The sequence below is a fragment of the Algoriphagus sp. genome (genome assembly GCF_013373065.1).
Taxonomy (GTDB): domain Bacteria; phylum Bacteroidota; class Bacteroidia; order Cytophagales; family Cyclobacteriaceae; genus Algoriphagus.
On the sequence record NZ_JABXIN010000003.1, the window covers coordinates 182,867 to 200,260 of the forward strand.

The following is a 17,394-nucleotide window of genomic DNA, read 5'->3' on the forward strand; positions in this document are numbered from 1 at the left end:
TTAGAAAGGAAGATCTGCTTCTTCTGAAACTGGGCTTCCTTCTTGGTTTTTAGGAGCGCCCAAGAACATGAAGTCATGGACCACAATTTCTGTAATATAGCGCTTGATTCCTTCCTTGTCCGTGTAGCTCCGGTTGGAGATTTTTCCTTCGATCGCGATCTCTGATCCTTTGGAAGTATACTTCTCTAATAGCTCTGCCTGCTTGCCCCAGATCACCAAATTGTGCCAGGTGGTTTCAGTCACCTTTTCACCTTGCTGGTTTTTGTAAGTTTCGTTGGTAGCAAGACTTACCTTTCCGATTTTAGAACCGGATTCAAGTGTTTTAACTTCGATGTTGTCGCCCATGCGACCGATTAGTTGAACTTTGTTTCTTAGCGTGTTCATGATTACGTGTGTTTTTGGTTAGAATTTTTTTTCGTTTTCGCCAGAGGAAAAACTTGATGATCCAAAGTTGCAATAGGGCTCATCGAAAAGTCGGGAATCAGTCGTTTGTATCCGTTTGTATCCGATTGTAGTCGTTTGCTGTCGGATAAATCCCCTTTTTTAAATCGTTTGGGGTGTTTTTTAGAATTTTCTAAATTTTGAAAAAATTGAAATTCACAAGCCTGGTTTCATGAAAACAGAGTAAAATTTGATGTAAAAACCCCACGCTAAGAACCCTTCTTTCTTGGGCGTTGCTACCAAAGACAGTATCTTTAAAAGATGAAAAACAAAATTCGGATTCGAACATTTGGAATGATTGCTGAAGAAATCGGACAGTCTAAATTGACCTTAGATCAAATAGCTACTACAGAAAACTTGAAAGATTATTTGTTCGCTCAATTCCCGAAACTCCAATCCATGAAGTTTTCAATTGCAGTGAATCAGAAACTGGTTCAGGGAGATGAACAAATTCCTGAAGGAGCCGAGGTTGCACTTTTGCCACCATTTTCAGGAGGTTAATGGCTGACCGTTTTGAAAGACAGCGACTAGTTCCGGGATTCGGATCTCAAGGACAGGAGAAGCTTCAAAATTCCTCTGTGTTGGTTATTGGTGCAGGCGGATTGGGGGCTCCTATTCTTCTTTACCTAACTGCAATGGGAGTGGGTAAGATCGGAATTGTGGACGGGGATCAAGTAAGTGTGTCTAATCTAAATCGACAGGTTTTATTTGGTCAAGAAGATGTTGGGAAAAATAAGGCAGAAGTGGCTGCTAATTTTTTGCGTAGGCAATATCCGGACTGTTCAATTACCGAAATAGCATCTTTCGTCCATGCGGAAAATGCAGCAGATCTCATTCGGCCGTATGACTTGGTGATTGATGGGTCTGATAATTTCCCAACCCGATATTTAGTCAATGACGTTTGTGTCTTGTTGAACAAACCTTTGGTTTTTGGAGCGATATTTCAACATGAGGGGCAAGTTTCTGTTTTTAATCTGGGGAAAGGTTCCTGTAATTACCGCGATATTTTCCCAAATCCTCCAAAAGCCGATGAAGTGCCAAATTGTGCAGAAACCGGTGTCATAGGAGTTCTACCAGGGATTATCGGAAATATCATGGCGATGGAAGCCATCAAAGTATTGGCTGATTTTGGAACGCCTCTAAAAAATCGCATCCTTTTCTATCAATCAAAAACTGCAAGCTTTTACGAAGTTCAAATAAAACCAAATTTGGAGGGTCATGCCTCGATACCCAAATCCTTAGAAGCGCTTTCCCATACAGATTATGAGTTGACCTGTGTGGGGCTTCCTGAAATAAGCTGGGAGGAGATTCCCCATCCGATTCCAGCTTCTGCTGCTTTGGTAGATTTGCGAGAGAAAAATGAACAACCCAAGCTTGAAAAATGGAATACGCTTTCCATCCCATTCACTGAATTCGAAGATCATTTCGAACGAATCAAAGAAAAAGAATTGGTATACTTTTTTTGTCAAACAGGAATCCGAAGCCTGAAGGCTGTCCGGCGTATTCAGGAAGTTTTTCCTCAAAAATCGGTATTTTCGATCCGAGGAGGAATTCAAGCAATTTTAACCCCACATGACCATGGAAAAACAGAGAACTCCTAAAAATATTTTCGTTCAGGGTGCCATAAGCCCTGAAAAGATCGCTAAATCCATAGCCAATCATCAGAGTAAAACGGATATTGGTGGCCACTCAATTTTTTTGGGACAAGTCCGAAAAGACCAGAAAGATAATGGTACCGTAGTCGCAATTGAATACACAGCTTATGAGGAGATGGCGCTTCAAAAAGCCTTCGAAATACGGGAAGCGATCTTTGCAAAATATCCCCTTAACTGCATGCATATCTATCACAGTCTCGGAAGAGTAGATGCAGGCCAAATTTGCCTTTTTGTATTTACTTCCTCCAAGCATAGACGGGCGGCAATGGACGCTTGCGATGAATTGGTGGAGCGAATCAAGGCAGAATTACCCGTATGGGGAAAGGAATTGCTGGACAGTGAGGAACACGTTTGGAAAGTGAATCAATAAACCCAAGTACTGATGCAGATTAATATGAAATTTTGGAAAAAGCTGACTCCAGAAGAGCGACTCACTCGAGTCCAGCGTGCCTTGAAGGAAAATGTGGATTTCAGCAAGGACGCAAACCTCGGCTATCCTGCTTCCCGACTGGATGAAAAAGTTTTTGCGAATGAGTCTCTTTTTTTACGGGAAATGCCGGTTTTGAATACCTACATCGCAAATCCCAATCACATTGGATGTCATACCTTCGGGACTTCTGAATATTCTTTCAAGGGTACGCAGGAAATCGAGCGGGAAGTGTTGGATATGATTGCCGTGGATTTGTTTAAGGCTGAGGAAGGAGGCTATGATGGTTATATTTCACCAGGTGGTACCGAGGCCAATATGCAGGCCATGTGGATTTATCGAAATGAATTCATGAAAAAGCATGGAGCCAAACTGGATGAAATCGTGATTTTGGCTTCCGAGGATACCCATTATTCCATTCCAAAAGGTGCAAACTTATTGATGTTGGAGTGGTACAAAGTTCCTGTAGATGAGGTGACCAGGGATATTAGAAGAACGGATTTTCGGACTACAGTAAAAACTGCTTTGGCTGCAGGGAAAAAATATTTCATTGTCATCGCCAATATGGGGACAACCATGTTTGGTTCTGTAGATGATCCTGTTCAGATGGAAGAAGTTCTAGAGGAGTTTGAAGTGGATTATCGTCTCCATGTCGATGGAGCCTACGGTGGCTTTGTTTTTCCTTTTTCAGAAGAAGAAAACTCTATCAATTTTACCAATCCGAAAATTTCTTCGATTACGATCGATGCGCATAAAATGCTCCAAGCTCCTTATGGAACGGGGATTTTCGTTTGTAGAAAAGGCTTGATCGAAAATGTGCTGACTACCGAGGCCCAATATGTAGAGGGGATGGATTTGACGCTTTGCGGAAGTCGATCCGGAGCGAATGCGGTCGCGGTTTGGACAATCCTGACCACATACGGTCCACATAAGTGGTTTGAAAAAATCTCTGTTTTGAAAATGCGTACCAACTGGCTCTGCAAGCAGTTGGATCTATTGGAAGTTCCCTATTTCAGAGAACCTGAAATGAATATTGTGACTATCCGTTCCTTCGCTGTTCCTGAAGAAATTGCACATAAATACAACCTTGTTCCACAATCGCATGATGCTGGGAATAAATGGTACAAAATTGTCTTAATGGATCATGTAGAAATTGAACATTTAAAAGACTTTATTCATGATTTGACTGAGTTCAAAAAAATTCAAGTCAAGTCCTAATTCGAAAAACATAATCCCGCTCAATTTGGCGGGATTTATTTTTGGAATCGATTGAATTTTTAGATAAGTCAAAATTATCAATCGGTTGCATTAATTTTTTCATTGAAATCCTTTGGGAGATTGTTTTTCTCCAATCAAAATTTGGTAAGTTCAATGGGCTTAACTAATTGCCTGCATCATTTTACCCTTTTTTTAACCCAATTTAACTTAGGTTTTCATGAAAAAACCGCAGCTTTCCTTTTCCCAAATTATCAATATGAATGTTGGCTTTTTTGGCATTCAATATAGTTTTGGGTTGCAGCAAAGTGCTGTAAATCCCATTTATGATATGTTGGGGGCAGCACCTGACGAGATTCCAATTTTGAATTTGGCTGGCCCGATGACCGGCTTATTAATTCAGCCCATAATTGGTGCCTTGAGCGATAATACCTGGAGCCCGAAATATGGTAGAAGAAAGCCCTTCTTTTTCATTGGAGCCTTATTCTGTAGTATTACTCTCTTTTTCTACCCTTTCAGTAGTTCGCTTTGGATGGCTGCAGGTTTGCTTTGGGTATTGGATGCGGCAAATAACACCGCCATGGAGCCTTATCGTGCTTTGATTGCCGATAAATTACCCGATGAACAATATAGCACAGGCTTTTTGACTCAAAGCTTCTTTACGGGTCTTGGTATCACCTTGGCAAATGTTTCCCTGTTTATTTTCCAAAAGTATATCACAGGAACCTGGGGCTCCTTGCCCTATTGGGTTTATGCATCCTTTTTCCTAGGGACGGCCTGTTCGATTGGGTCGGTCATGTGGAGTATCTCCAAAACGCCTGAAATTCCCCCTAGCCCTGAAGAATTAGCAGCCTTGAAAAAACGAAATGAAGGTATGCCCCATCCAGCCATTCAATTCTTTCTATCCATTCTGACTACTTTGGTCGCTTATCTCGTGTTTTTTGCGCTTTTAATTCCAGCCCTATTCTCGAAAGGTTTAATCAAGCGAGTTTTAGAAAAAACCAAAACCAACCCCAAAACTCGGGTTCTATTTGCTCAAAATGTTGAGATTATTGAATCCATCATGGTGATGCCTGGTGTGATGTGGAAGCTTGCATTGATTTATCTTTTTCAGTGGTATGCACTATTCTGCTATTGGCAAAATGCGGCTAAAAGTATCGCGCAATCGGTATGGAATACTACTCCTACAGGAGATCCAAAGCTTTATGAAGAAGCGGTTGGATGGACTGGATTGGTGAATGGATGGTACAATGTGGTGACCTTTCTTTCTGCATTCTTTTTGGCTAGTATGGCGAGGAAGTTTGGCCCCAAAAAAGTCCATTTCATTTGTCTGATTATGGCAGGAGTGGGCTTGATGATTTTTCCCCAACTGACTAATAAATATGCTTTATTCATTCCTATGGCAGGGTTTGGGATTGCCTGGGCCAGTATGATGGGCGTTCCCTATCTCTTGGTGGTCAATGAAATCCCGAAAGAGCGCTATGGAGTCTACATGGGAATTATCAATATGATGATCGTAATTCCTATGATTCTTCAGACACTTACCTTTGGATTCGTTTCCAAAAATTTCCTTGGAAATGACCCTGGTTTAGCGATTGTATTTGGGGGTGTGCTACTGATCATAGCAGCTTTGGCCACCTTGAATATCAAGGAAAATAAAAGTGTAACGATTGATCAGCCAATAGCTGGTGGAGGCCATTTAGAATGGGAGAACAAGTAATGGAAAAGGGATACATGCCTTGGGAAGCATTGCTTCAGGAATTTGGAATTCGTTCGGTTGGAACTCACAAAGTCTTTTTTCAGCGGTTTCAGGAAGGAATTGAAAATCTTGAATTCTTATATCGGTCGATCTATGGAGATTTATCAGAATTTGAAGATGTCTTTGAGGAACTTCTCAAATCCATCATTGTAGCCTATTTGGAAAGGGAACAAGATCTCAAGAAAAGAGATAAGGCCAAAGAGAAACAAGGAAATTGGTTCCTCAGCAATCATTTGGTAGGCATGAGTTTGTACGTGGATCGATTTGCCGGGAATCTATCAGGTGTCCGTAAAAAGCTGGATTATTTTGAAGAATTGGGTGTAAACTTTTTACACCTCATGCCGCTTTTTGAAAGTCCTGAAGGGGAAAGTGATGGGGGATATGCCGTTTCCAATTTCCGTAAAGTTGATCCCAGGTTTGGGGATTTAAAGGATCTGATAGAACTGCGAAAAAACATACATGCTCAAGGCATGAATCTCATGCTTGATATTGTTCTTAATCATACTTCGCATAGACATTCTTGGGCAGAAAAAGCCAAATCTGGGAATAAGCATTACCAGGATTATTTTTACATGTATGATAATCGCTGGATTCCCAACCAATATGAAGCGGCCATGCCGGAAATATTTCCGGAAAGTTCCCCAGGAAATTTCACATGGTGTGAAGAATGTCAAAAATGGGTGATGACCGTTTTTCACCATTATCAATGGGACTTAAATTATCGTAATCCCCATGTGCTTCGGGAAATGCTCGACAATGTCTTTTTTTATGCAAATCTTGGTGTAGATCTTCTTCGGATTGATGCACCTGCTTTTATTTGGAAAGAAACGGGTACCAGTTCTCAAAATCTTCCCCAAGCACATCAGCTTTTGCAATTGATAAAACAGGCAGTGCATATAGCTACACCTGGGATGGTACTTTTGGGAGAAGCAATTGTGGCCCCAGATGCCATTATGGAGTATTTTGGGAAGGGAGACCGGGCAGGAAAAGAATGTGATTTTGCCTATAATGCTACCCAAATGGCTTTGCAATGGGATATGCTGGCCACCGGAGATACGCGGGTCATGCTACAGGCGCAGCCTATTATTGGACAAAAACCTTTCGGTACTAGTTGGATTTCTTATATCCGTTGTCATGATGATATCGGTTTGGGATACGACGATTACATGATTGCACAAGCAGGTAAGGATCCCTACCAGCATCGCAGTTATTTGAAGGATTATTTTTCCGGAAAATTCCCAGGGAGTCCAGCGATTGGAGCGCTTTTTTCGAGTAATCCTAAAACAGGTGATGCCCGAATCTCAGGTTCATTAGCTTCTTTGTGTGGCTTGGAACAAGCCCTGTTAACGCAAGGCTCAGATAAGATTCAAGAATCCATTCAAAAAATACTTCTAATGGAGTCCTTTTCAATGTTTTTGGGAGGTTTGCCCATGTTGTATTATGGGGACGAGTTAGGGTATTTGAATGATTATTCTTTCCTGAAAGATCCTTCAAAGAGTTATGATAACCGCTGGATGCACCGACCTAAAATAGACTGGGATAAAGCCGCTCAACGGGATCAAGAAGGAACAGTTGAGAATCGTGTCTTTTCGGGGATTCAAAAATTGATCAAAATCCGAAAAAGCTTACCTGCTATTGCTGATCTTAATAATATCAGCTGGATTCAACCCCATAATATTCATGTGGCGGGCTTTCTTCGACAGACGGAGAACCAAAAAGTATTTGTCATCGGGAATTATTCCAATCAAGCTTCTTATTTGACCTGGTATGCCTTTAAGGAGTTTGGTTTTACGCCAGCGTCTCTTTTTGATCATTGGACAGGTGATTCAATCCCTGTAGGTCCTGACCATGATTATCTTATTCTAGAACCTTATGGTTTTCGGATTCTTGAAGTCAAAGATTAAGTTGATCATCCTTTTTTTAACGTGGACTTGCGAATGATCAAGTCGCTGGGTACTTCAATGACCTTATTAGAAGAGGCTTTGTCAGTTGATTGAAGTGATTCAATCAATAGGTCCATCGCTTTTTGGCCAATTAGAAAGCCGTGTTGTTCTACGGTGCTTAACGATGGCTGCATGACTTCCGAGATTTTCCAATTGCTAAATCCCATCACGCTAACCTCTTCTGGTACTCTTATTTTTGCATCCCGTAAATAATTCATCACCCCCAATGCGACCAAGTCGGTAATACAAAAGATAGCATCCGGAGGATTTGAACTTTCCATTAATTGTTTCGCATATGCATAGCCTTCGGCCTCGCTGATATCTTGACAATGAGGAATCCACTCAGGATTTTGTTCCAAATTATGATCCGATAATACTTTTAGGTATCCTCCCAATCGATCCTTGGAATTTTGAACTTGCTCCAGTCCGTTTATGTGTGCGATTTTTTTACACCCTTGATCGATTAAATGCTTGACAGCCCGATAAGCACTTTGAAAATCGTCCGTAATCACTTTGGGAGTTGTCAATTGATCCGAATACTTATCAAACTGTACCACCGGCTTGCCCTCATCCAAAAACTCCTGAAGATGTGATACATCTGATGTTTCATTGGAGATAGAGATCAGTAATCCGTCGACATTACCAGCAAGCATTCCATGACAAGCATGAAGTTCCTGTTCTGCTTTTTCCTGTGTTTGACTTATCAAAAGACGGTAACCTTTTAGGTTTGCAGCCTGTAAGGCTCCACTGATGATGGATGAAAAGTAATAATGAACCACCTCCGGGACCACCATCCCGATGGTCATGGTTTTATTTTTCCGAAAGTTAACTGCAATGGAATTCGGAACATAATTGTGCTTTTTGGCAAATTCCTGAACCATTTGAATCGTCTCCTCCGAAATCCCCGGATAGCTATTCAAAGCTCGGGAAGCTGTCGAAACGGAAATTCCCAATTCCCGAGCAATGTCTTTTAGTGTTATCCGTCTCTTTTCAGCCATGAGATGTGGGGCTTTGTTGAAAAATATTGAGTAGTTTTTAAAATCACTTTTCAGAGATTACCCGACCTTCTTGATCCAAAATAAGATCTTTGCTTTCATTTTCTTTTTGAAGAATAACTCGAATACGGGCCTGCCCTTTTTCTTCAAAGAATCGTACTCCTTTCACTTGAAACCCTGGATATCTTTTCAATAATTGATCCTCCACAATTTGTGGAAGTTGGTCTTCATAAGGAATTGTATTCGTAAATCTAAATTCCTGTGGTAATTCCTCTTTGAAATCCTTAAAGATATTGATCCCATCTTCCTCTTTTGTAAGCTCGAATTTGTCGTATAATTCGCCAATGGCCGTGTAGGATTCAAATTGAAGGGTATTTTCTTCAATGGTAATTACCTGGAATAGTTGAGTGTTTTCTGCAGCACGATCCCGAACAGCACCCCATTCTTCCCATCCATCAGGTTTGATTCCATACATTTTGCCTCCGCTGACAGACACTACATAGACGGTCCCTGTTTTGTCACGCATGTTCATGCCATCCATCATATTTTCTCCAGGAGAAACTCGACCTCGTCCATAACTGTGATCATGTCCTTGTAAAGCCAAATCGACCTGATATTTGTCGAAAATGGGTTTCCATAGATTTCGTAAGGCTTCATTGTCTCGTCCAGCTGAAGCCGAAAAGAGGGGGTGATGGTAGCTCACAATTACCCACTTTTTAGTATTTGATTTTAAGATTTCTTCCAGCCACTCTGCTTGAATTTGATGGTCTCGGTTACTATCCAAAAAAATAAATTTAGCATCCGGATAGTCGATAAAATAAGCTGTTTCTTCTAATCCTTTTGGGCCGTTAAGAGGGTAGGTGAATTGAGGTTTCCATTGAATGGAAAGGCTTCTTACTCTATTTTCTCGATCGGTTTCATTTAGATAGTTGTACTCATGATTACCCGGGACTGCCAAGGTGGGAAGCATGCTGTGAATAAATCCCCCAGCTGTAAACCATTCATGCCATTCTTGTTCCCGATGGGCATAATTGATCAAATCACCAGCATGAATGATAAAATCTGCATCGGGTGCTTTTCGAAATCCTTCTCGGATTAATCGAGCCCACAGTTCCAAAATGTAGTTTTGGGCATCACCTACATAAAGAAAAGAAAACTTTTGACCGGCCTGGTCACTCGGTGTTTTGAACTGAAACCATTCTGACCAGCGAGTTCCATCACCGACACGATAAGCATAGACTGTCCCAGGCGTCAAGTTCGAAAAAGTTGCACTATGGTAGTTGGCATCTACTTCAGCGGTAGGAATTTCAGATGCTTGAAGTACTTCAGTTTTTGCTTTTTGAGTAATAGCATTTCTCCAAAATTTAGGTGCTCCGCTTGCAACAGCTAGTTCTGCAAAAGCTGGGTTTATTTCTGTATTTGTTCGCCAATTCACACTAACTTCTGAAGTCGCATTCTCACCAAAAGTCAATACGATGCGGTCAGGATATTCGGAGGGTTTACTCCAATCAAATCCAAATTCGGGTTCTTTGTATACTCGAATTTCCTGTGCGTGAAGTGTCAATGATCCAAGGAAGATTAGGAGGAAGAAGAAAAAGTTTTTCATGGATTGGCTTTTTTTCAAGTTAATGATTTTTGAATTCATTGATGTCCTATCTCTTGCTGAATAGCTATCGAAAAACGGTTACCCTTTTTGAAAGCTTTTAATTTTCTCTTGGATCCAGTTCTTATAAAATTCATAGCAAGCCCGGCTAAATTCCTGAAGTTCGGAAGGGCTTGGATTTTTGGAACACAGCAAAGCGTCTTTTTTGATCCAATCAAGCTGAATCTCATCCAATTTCTGACGAATACCGGGAAAACGTTCAATTCTTTTTTCATCAATTAATTCATGGAGCCATTTGGCCTGCCACCAAAGGGAGTCATCCTTTTTAGAACTGGGATAGGTTAAGAATTCGCTTTTGGTGCCAAAATAATAGGGAACATAGAGACTTAGGCAGGGATGAGGAGTACCGGTAAGCCAAACTGTATTGATATCATTTGGACGGATTTCAGTCACCATACTCCCGGTAGTGTCGGAAGGATTGGTGAGTCCAGTCGCATGCATGCAGATGGAGGAAGCGCTACAGTTTTTTGGATGAAAGTCTTTATCCGGGATATTATGAAGCCGAAGGGTTTTTATAAATGACCAGGTATCAAGGTCTCCTGATTGGTTTTTAAGCTGATTTTCAGTGGTTGCTTTTCGAATTTGAGCTTTTGAAAAGTAGGTGTAGAGAAAATCAGAAAACCGGGATTTAAAGCCTTTATTGGATCGGAAAATGGAAGAAAAATAAGTGGATTCCTCCTCTAAGTAAATTTCATCGTAATCGTCTTCGAGACTAAGGCAATTAGAAATACTAGCTGATGATTTCACTTTTTTCCAGGCCCAGGATTTTCCTGCGGTTTCGAGTATATAGGCCTCTTCAGGGTCAGCTAATAAAAAGCTGTTGTGATAAAAAAAGTTTTTGTTTTGATATCCACCACAGGCATCCTGTCCATAGGTTGCAAGGAGATCAAGGATCAGGTTTATAGCCTCTTTCGCCTTTTTGCAGCGTTCTAATGCCAGTCTCAAAAGATCCATCCCCGTTAATCCGGGTTTGCTTTTATTGAACTTAACTTGTGTAAAAACCGCCTCATTTCCAATGGTCAAACCCCATTCATTAACACCTATTTCTGCACCCCACATTTGGAATGGCTTTGAAAGAAAAACTTCCCAGGTTTGAGGGACTTGAGGGATAGAAATAAAAGTACAAGCAAGCGTTTTTTCGGAGTGAGTTATTCTGGGGAAATGGCGAATTTCCTGGGCTTCTAAAGGTTCCCGATCTGAATTTTTTCCAAAGATTAAATTGCCGGATTGGGTTTGCTTTCCTAGAGCTACCAGGGTGTCACACATAATCTTAAAAATTTATGGACCAGATCCCGGCCCGTTCTGCTGGCTTCAAAGCTATCGGATGTCCATTTAAAACAGCCATGGGTTGTCCATCTGCCCCCAAATCCCAGAGATTTCCTCTAAGGAATACATTTAAACCGATTCGGGCATTTGTTTGGGTAATTCTTCCGGGTAACGCATATTTATTCCAAGCTTCCCATTCACTGATCGATTCTATGTCATTGAGGTCAGTGTCTACTGGAGCTGGGGCTCCATTGTATCCTTGCCAAAGGTTTTTCATGCCATTTTCACCCGTAAGATAAGAGGGGACCAAAATGATTTCAGATTGGGATTGATCGGCTGTTTGATAAGGTTCGGGATACCAGCTATCAGCACAAATGAATAGACTGGTTTTTCCCATGGGCAGATCAAAAGCTGGAATTTTTTCCACGGATTCCGAACTGACAAAAGGAATTTCGGATTCGATAGGAAAAGCTTTTAAAATGGGATTACCAATTATTTTCCCATCTGGACCGAAGATAAAGGAGGCGTTATACAGTGGTCCTTGTTTGTTGATGAAAAGTTCTCCATCCACTACATATGGATCTGGAAGTATAATGCTTCCCGCCGCGATATAGCAATTGAATTGGACTGCTAATTGGCTAAAGGTAAAATAATAGTCCTTCGCCATGCTACGTGCTTTCATTCGGAAAAGTGTACCTGCTGCTCGATCGTCTTCATGGCTTTGTAAATAATTTATTCCGAAATCTATGATGTTGGAAAGAACGAGCGTAGTCATGGCTTCATCAATGGTTTCTTTTTCAGCCAGTACATGCTTTTCGCCCTCTAGAACCAACCAAGTTCCCAAGTACTCGGGAAATAAAACCAAGGTATTCGAGTTGATGAGTTGGGATTTTTTTGCCGCATCCAAATAAAGCTCCATTTTCCTATAAAAAATCTCTAAATCGAGGTAATCTCGGGCCTCCATAAACGGTTGAATTCCTACTAAATTCCGATGAAGGGAATCGCTTGGATTGACCTCTTCGATCAGATCCAAGTAAATTTCCGATGGCTCCATTTGATAACTTCTGCCCGCAAAAGACCAAATGAGCCAGAGGAAAATGATCAATAAAATCGAAGAGACGGCAAACCTTCTCAAACTCATAGGCTTTCTTTCTGTATTTTCTGGTTGATTTTTAAAGCTGCGGTCTCCCCGGCCCGTACAGCTCCTTCGATATAGCCATGCCAAACAGTCGCGGCTTCTGTTCCTGCAAAGTGCAAATTGCCTTCGGATTTTCGATAGGCATCTCTCCAGGTAGACCAGGCGCCTGTTGGTATCAAGCCAGCATAGCACCCTTTAGACCAGGGTTCATCACTCATGCTGAAGTCAATATAGCGGATTGGATTTTTTGCTTCCTCTCCAAAATACTGGGTCAATTGATTTAGCATTTGGGCTTTTCGGCTTTCTTCATTTTTGCTAAAATAGTCATCAGCCCGATTCCCAATGGTAAATCCCATTAAAATTCCATATTTCCCATCTGCAGGTGAGCAATCAAAAACAGTTTGATGACTTCGAGGGTCATCACTTACCACCTGACCGCTGAATTGCTTATCCCTCCAAAAAGGCCGGTCGTAGATCATAAAACATTTTCCGACTCTACCCATCGGGTAATTTTCCAGGAGCTTGTTTTTTTCTTCACTCAATCCCGGTTCAAAATGTATTTTTTTTAATAGGGGAGGAGGGACTGTTAAAATCACATGGTTGGTGTCTATTTGCTGCTCTCCTGAAATCACTTGTAGCTGATTGGCTCCTTGAATGATCTTATCAACAGGGCTTTCAAACTGGATTTGGTCCCGGAAAGGGGCTGCCATCGCTTCGGCGATCCCTTGCATTCCACCTATAATCCGATGCTGTTGGGCGCCTTCTTGAATATTGATCAGTGAATCCAGGGAAGTGCCAGAACGGATATAAAAAAGTGAATGAAGCAGTGAAATTTCATGAAGTTCGCAAGCAAAAATGGTTTCGCAGCCCACTTTGATTACTTCATAGCAGGATTTGGTTTTAGAGTTTTTTCGCAGAAAGGCTTCTAAAGTGATTTGATCCCAAGTTGAGGCTTTGGGGTGTGCCCATGGAGCATGTACATCGATCTTTTTGGCCATCCGTTCCAACTTTCGCATAAGGATATCCAAATTGATCAAAGAGATAGGATCCATTTTTGGTATTATCCCTTTGTAGGTTCGGATTTTCCCCCGAAGGTTTAGGATATTTTTTCCCTCATCAAATGTCTCGAAGTAGGATATTCCGTATTCTTTACAAAGCTCGTACATGCGGTCTTGTGTCGGACCAATCCATTGACCGCCCAAGTCCAAATATAAATCTTCCTGTAAATAGCGTGTGTACACTCTCCCGCCAATTCGATCTCTAGCTTCCAGAATTTTAAAGGAAATTCCGGCTTCATGTAATTTTTTTGCGGCAGCAATTCCTGAAAAACCGGCTCCAACGATGATAACTTCCGTGCTGGGAATTTTCATGAAAGAAATATAGAGAGATTTTCACACTCTCCTAAACTAAAAAGCCGTCTAAAACAGGTTTTTCGGTTTGACTTTTGTCATTAAAAATTCATTGGCGTTGAATCACAGCCTGAAAATCTTCGTCTTGGCTTATTGACTGATTAAAAAATTTCGGAATTCATCCGTGTTGAAATTGCTCATTCCTTCCTGATAAAAGACAATTTTCCCCTCGGGATTGACTACAAGTGTGGTTGGGATTGATTCGCTTAGTAAGGATTTATTTAGTCCATAGCTGGCATGAACGCTAGGAAAGGACCAGGATTTTCCTTCAATGAAATTTTTACTTTTTTGGAAGTCGTTGTCCACCCCAATCATTAAAAACTTTAGGTTTTCCTGGTCTTGAACAGACTTGTATAATTCAGAAATATGGGGCATTTCTGCCCGACAAGGACCACACCAAGAAGCCCATAAATTGATGAAAACAGTTTTTCCTCTGTAGTCAGCTAATCGGACAGTATTTCCTTCAAAATCCTGAAAAGTCCCGCTGTAATCAAACTTCTGATTAGTCAGATCTACCCGTTCCAGATTAGGTTTTATCAAACCTGTAGATAGCAAAACTGATTGCAAGGCACCCTGTACGACGGGCAACAAGCCCGTGAAATATAAAAAGGCAAAGAAGGCCAAAATCAGCCCCCAAGATTTAATTTCTTTTTTCCAATCCATGGTATTTAATGAAGTACGAAGTATGAGTTAAGATGTTAGAATGATGAATTTTTGTTTCCTAGTTTTTCAACCTCAAAACCATTCCAACCTTTCAACCTTATCGCTTTGTAACAAATATTCAATTTTCGAATTTAAAATTACATTCTTAAAATCAGCCCCTTAGTGACAAGCGCTACATTTCCCCCTTTTTGTCTAAAAAAGGACTCCTATCTTGCGGGAAATTTGAAGTGAATTTGATTGAAACAGATGAATTATTCTCACAAAATAGCCGAAGAGTTACAAGTAAAAAATCAGCAGGTTCAAGCGACCATTGACTTATTGGACGGGGGAGCCACGGTTCCTTTTATTTCCCGCTATCGAAAGGAAGTCACGGGTAGTTTGGATGAAGTGCAGGTTGCAACCATTCGAGATCGAATCCAGCAATTACGGGACTTGGATAAGCGGAAAGAAGCAATTATCAAATCCATCGAAGAGCAGGGGAAAATGACTCCGGAACTTCAAAAGGCGATTCAGGAAGCTGAAACCATGGCTCGATTGGAGGATATTTATTTGCCCTATAAACCCAAGCGAAGAACCAAAGCGACCATCGCTAGAGAAAAAGGATTGGAGCCCTTGGCTGAATTGATTTTTAAGCAAGAGTCAGTGGATTTGGACTCTTTGGCGACTGATTATATCAATCCTGAAAAGGAAGTGGCTTCAGTGGAAGAAGCCCTGCATGGAGCTCGGGATATTATTGCAGAATGGATTAATGAGCATGCGGGGCTACGTGAGAAGATGCGCCAACTTTTTTTGAAGGAAGGCTCTTTTCGCTCTCGGGTTATTCCTGGAAAAGAACAGGAGGCGATCAAATACAAGGATTATTTTGATTGGTCTGAGCCAATTCATTCCGCGCCTTCCCATCGGGTGTTGGCAATGAGACGGGGAGAAAAAGAGCTGTTTTTATTATTGGATGTCTGCCCGGAAGAGATGGATGCCATCGCTTTGATGGAGCGGGAAATTTTGATTCATGCTGAAAACACTGCAGTAGCTCAGGTAAAATTGGCTATCAAGGATGCCTACAAGCGATTGCTAAAACCGAGCATGGAGACGGAAGTTCGACTGATTACCAAGAAAAAAGCCGATGAGGAGGCTATTAAGGTCTTTGCGGAAAACTTGCGGCAGTTGCTTTTGGGAGCTCCTTTGGGTGAGAAGTCTGTGATGGCTATTGATCCAGGATTTAGAACAGGATGTAAGCTGGTCTGTCTGGGACCACAGGGTCAATTGCTCCATTATGAAGCGATTTTCCCACATGAACCGCAACGAAGAACAGCTGAAGCATCTTTGACTATTCGAGGTTTGGTGGAAAAATTCAACATCCAGGCAATTGCAATTGGAAATGGGACCGCAGGAAGGGAAACTGAGGCTTTTGTGAAAGGAATTGGCCTTCCTAATTCCGTGATCGTGACCATGGTCAATGAATCCGGGGCTTCTATTTATTCTGCTTCGGATGTGGCACGGGAGGAATTTCCGGAATTGGATTTGACTGTTCGAGGAGCCGTTTCCATTGGTCGCCGTTTGATGGATCCTTTGGCGGAATTGGTGAAAATAGATCCAAAGTCCATTGGAGTGGGTCAATATCAGCATGATGTGGATCAAAATGCCTTGAAGAATGCACTGGACGATACGGTGATTTCTGCTGTAAATGGCGTAGGGGTGGAGGTGAATACTGCTTCCAAACAATTGCTGACATATGTTTCCGGCTTAGGGCCTGTTTTAGCTCAAAATATTGTTGACTATCGCAATCAGCATGGTCCTTTTACCAGTCGCTCTCAACTCTTGCAGGTGCCTCGATTGGGTGAAAAAGCTTATGAACAGGCAGCCGGATTTTTGCGGATTCGTCAGGCAACAAACCCTTTGGACCGTTCAGCGGTCCATCCCGAGCGCTATGAGTTGGTGGAACGAATGGCGAAAGATATAGGTACTTCCGTTGGAGAATTGATGCAGTCTGATTCCCTTCGAGACCGGATCAATTTGAAAAACTATCTGTCGGACTCGGTTGGTTTACCCACCTTGCAGGATATTTTGGAGGAATTAGCCAAACCGGGTCGGGACCCTCGGGAGCAGTTTGAAGTTTTTCAATTTCAGGAAGGAGTGAATGAAATTGGAGATCTCAAGCGAAGAATGAAGCTTCCCGGGATTGTCACCAATATCACGGCCTTTGGAGCCTTTGTGGATATAGGAGTTCATCAGGATGGCTTGGTACATTTGAGTCATTTGGCAGATCGATTTGTCAAAGACCCGAATGAGATTGTACAAGTGAATCAAAAAGTGATGGTGACGGTCATGGATGTGGATATTTCCCGAAAGCGAATTGGGTTGAGTATGAAATCCGATCCATTTGCTGAGCGGGGAAAAAAGATGGAGAAAAATTCCAAACCAACCCGAAAGGAAGAAACTCAAGGAACGATGGCCGAGAAGTTGGCGATGCTGAAAGGGAAGTTTCGGTAGTAGGAGTTTGTATTTTGTAAATGGTGAGTGGTAAGTGGTCAGTTGTACTGCTTACCACTTACTATTTACTACTTACAAAAACACCTCCTTATCTCACATAGCGCAAGTCTCATGACTTGTGCTGCAGTCAAGAGACTGCCAAACAATAGGTCCAAGTCTGAAGACTTGAACCAGATGGAGTTTCGTGCCTACGGCACTTCAGATTAAATCGTATCGCCTTTGGTTGCCAAACTTTCGTGCCTACAGCACTTGGTCAAGATATTGATTTTTAATTTAATGGCTAAAAACTTCAGAAATCGATCAATTTTCAAATTTCCAAATCTTCTAATTTTC

At 41.6% G+C, this 17,394-nt stretch carries 14 protein-coding genes; 7 read left to right on the forward strand and 7 right to left on the reverse strand.

The window, feature by feature from the left end; translation table 11 throughout:
* Positions 1 to 384, reverse strand: coding sequence for a single-stranded DNA-binding protein (locus HWE15_RS03200; RefSeq protein WP_290506050.1), 384 nt, complete (start codon positions 382 to 384; stop codon positions 1 to 3).
* A gap of 318 nt (positions 385 to 702) precedes the next feature.
* Here HWE15_RS03200 and HWE15_RS03205 point away from each other — a divergent pair, with 318 nt between their 5' ends.
* The 6 genes from HWE15_RS03205 to HWE15_RS03230 all read left to right on the forward strand — a co-directional run bounded on the left by HWE15_RS03205 (position 703) and on the right by HWE15_RS03230 (position 7,401).
* Entirely contained in the window at positions 703 to 942 is a 240-nt protein-coding gene (locus HWE15_RS03205; protein ID WP_290506051.1) for a MoaD/ThiS family protein, read from the forward strand.
* Entirely contained in the window at positions 942 to 2,042 is a 1,101-nt protein-coding gene (locus HWE15_RS03210) for a HesA/MoeB/ThiF family protein (protein ID WP_290506052.1), read from the forward strand. Before HWE15_RS03205 ends, HWE15_RS03210 begins: the two co-directional genes overlap by 1 nt.
* Positions 2,020 to 2,466, forward strand: coding sequence for a molybdenum cofactor biosynthesis protein MoaE (locus tag HWE15_RS03215; protein WP_290506053.1), 447 nt, complete (start codon positions 2,020 to 2,022; stop codon positions 2,464 to 2,466). Before HWE15_RS03210 ends, HWE15_RS03215 begins: the two co-directional genes overlap by 23 nt.
* Before the next feature lie 12 nt (positions 2,467 to 2,478).
* Positions 2,479 to 3,741: a pyridoxal-dependent decarboxylase gene (locus HWE15_RS03220; protein WP_290506054.1), complete on the forward strand. Its 1,263-nt coding sequence runs from the start codon at positions 2,479 to 2,481 to the stop codon at positions 3,739 to 3,741.
* Positions 3,742 to 3,958: 217 nt separating this feature from the next.
* The gene (locus HWE15_RS03225; protein WP_290506055.1) at positions 3,959 to 5,458 is read left to right on the forward strand and encodes an MFS transporter; all 1,500 of its coding nucleotides are present in this window, start codon (positions 3,959 to 3,961) and stop codon (positions 5,456 to 5,458) included.
* Positions 5,443 to 7,401 (forward strand): alpha-amylase family glycosyl hydrolase, encoded by a 1,959-nt coding sequence (locus HWE15_RS03230; RefSeq protein ID WP_290506056.1) that lies wholly within the window; start codon positions 5,443 to 5,445, stop codon positions 7,399 to 7,401. The genes HWE15_RS03225 and HWE15_RS03230 overlap by 16 nt, the downstream gene beginning before the upstream one ends.
* 5 nt (positions 7,402 to 7,406) lie before the next feature.
* Here the strand turns inward: HWE15_RS03230 and HWE15_RS03235 are convergent, their stop codons facing one another.
* The 6 genes from HWE15_RS03235 to HWE15_RS03260 all read right to left on the reverse strand — a co-directional run bounded on the left by HWE15_RS03235 (position 7,407) and on the right by HWE15_RS03260 (position 14,574).
* Positions 7,407 to 8,438, reverse strand: a complete 1,032-nt coding sequence (locus HWE15_RS03235) for a LacI family DNA-binding transcriptional regulator (protein ID WP_290506057.1) — start codon at positions 8,436 to 8,438, stop codon at positions 7,407 to 7,409.
* Positions 8,439 to 8,481: 43 nt separating this feature from the next.
* Positions 8,482 to 10,041, reverse strand: coding sequence for a fibronectin type III domain-containing protein (locus tag HWE15_RS03240; RefSeq protein ID WP_290506058.1), 1,560 nt, complete (start codon positions 10,039 to 10,041; stop codon positions 8,482 to 8,484).
* A 78-nt stretch (positions 10,042 to 10,119) separates the two neighbouring features.
* Positions 10,120 to 11,364 carry a peptidase U34 gene (locus HWE15_RS03245; protein WP_290506059.1) on the reverse strand — a complete coding sequence of 415 codons (1,245 nt, stop codon included), beginning with the start codon at positions 11,362 to 11,364 and terminating at the stop codon, positions 10,120 to 10,122.
* 4 nt (positions 11,365 to 11,368) lie between these two features.
* On the reverse strand, positions 11,369 to 12,505 hold the full coding sequence (locus HWE15_RS03250; RefSeq protein ID WP_290506060.1) for a nitrilase-related carbon-nitrogen hydrolase: 1,137 nt from the start codon (positions 12,503 to 12,505) through the stop codon (positions 11,369 to 11,371).
* Positions 12,502 to 13,872 carry a flavin monoamine oxidase family protein gene (locus HWE15_RS03255; protein WP_290506061.1) on the reverse strand — a complete coding sequence of 457 codons (1,371 nt, stop codon included), beginning with the start codon at positions 13,870 to 13,872 and terminating at the stop codon, positions 12,502 to 12,504. The genes HWE15_RS03250 and HWE15_RS03255 overlap by 4 nt, the downstream gene beginning before the upstream one ends.
* A gap of 129 nt (positions 13,873 to 14,001) precedes the next feature.
* On the reverse strand, positions 14,002 to 14,574 hold the full coding sequence (locus HWE15_RS03260; RefSeq protein WP_290506062.1) for a TlpA disulfide reductase family protein: 573 nt from the start codon (positions 14,572 to 14,574) through the stop codon (positions 14,002 to 14,004).
* Between the two features lie 246 nt (positions 14,575 to 14,820).
* Between HWE15_RS03260 and HWE15_RS03265 the strand changes: the two genes are divergently transcribed.
* Positions 14,821 to 17,061, forward strand: coding sequence for a Tex family protein (locus tag HWE15_RS03265; RefSeq protein ID WP_290506063.1), 2,241 nt, complete (start codon positions 14,821 to 14,823; stop codon positions 17,059 to 17,061).
* Positions 17,062 to 17,394: the final 333 nt, after the last annotated feature.

Coding starts and splice junctions, on each gene's coding strand:
- HWE15_RS03200 (WP_290506050.1), bottom strand. CDS start 384: ATGAACACGCTAAGAAACAAAGTTCAACTAATCGGTCGCATGGGCGAC.
- HWE15_RS03205 (WP_290506051.1), top strand. CDS start 703: ATGAAAAACAAAATTCGGATTCGAACATTTGGAATGATTGCTGAAGAA.
- HWE15_RS03210 (WP_290506052.1), top strand. CDS start 942: ATGGCTGACCGTTTTGAAAGACAGCGACTAGTTCCGGGATTCGGATCT.
- HWE15_RS03215 (WP_290506053.1), top strand. CDS start 2,020: ATGGAAAAACAGAGAACTCCTAAAAATATTTTCGTTCAGGGTGCCATA.
- HWE15_RS03220 (WP_290506054.1), top strand. CDS start 2,479: ATGCAGATTAATATGAAATTTTGGAAAAAGCTGACTCCAGAAGAGCGA.
- HWE15_RS03225 (WP_290506055.1), top strand. CDS start 3,959: ATGAAAAAACCGCAGCTTTCCTTTTCCCAAATTATCAATATGAATGTT.
- HWE15_RS03230 (WP_290506056.1), top strand. CDS start 5,443: ATGGGAGAACAAGTAATGGAAAAGGGATACATGCCTTGGGAAGCATTG.
- HWE15_RS03235 (WP_290506057.1), bottom strand. CDS start 8,438: ATGGCTGAAAAGAGACGGATAACACTAAAAGACATTGCTCGGGAATTG.
- HWE15_RS03240 (WP_290506058.1), bottom strand. CDS start 10,041: ATGAAAAACTTTTTCTTCTTCCTCCTAATCTTCCTTGGATCATTGACA.
- HWE15_RS03245 (WP_290506059.1), bottom strand. CDS start 11,364: ATGTGTGACACCCTGGTAGCTCTAGGAAAGCAAACCCAATCCGGCAAT.
- HWE15_RS03250 (WP_290506060.1), bottom strand. CDS start 12,505: ATGAGTTTGAGAAGGTTTGCCGTCTCTTCGATTTTATTGATCATTTTC.
- HWE15_RS03255 (WP_290506061.1), bottom strand. CDS start 13,872: ATGAAAATTCCCAGCACGGAAGTTATCATCGTTGGAGCCGGTTTTTCA.
- HWE15_RS03260 (WP_290506062.1), bottom strand. CDS start 14,574: ATGGATTGGAAAAAAGAAATTAAATCTTGGGGGCTGATTTTGGCCTTC.
- HWE15_RS03265 (WP_290506063.1), top strand. CDS start 14,821: ATGAATTATTCTCACAAAATAGCCGAAGAGTTACAAGTAAAAAATCAG.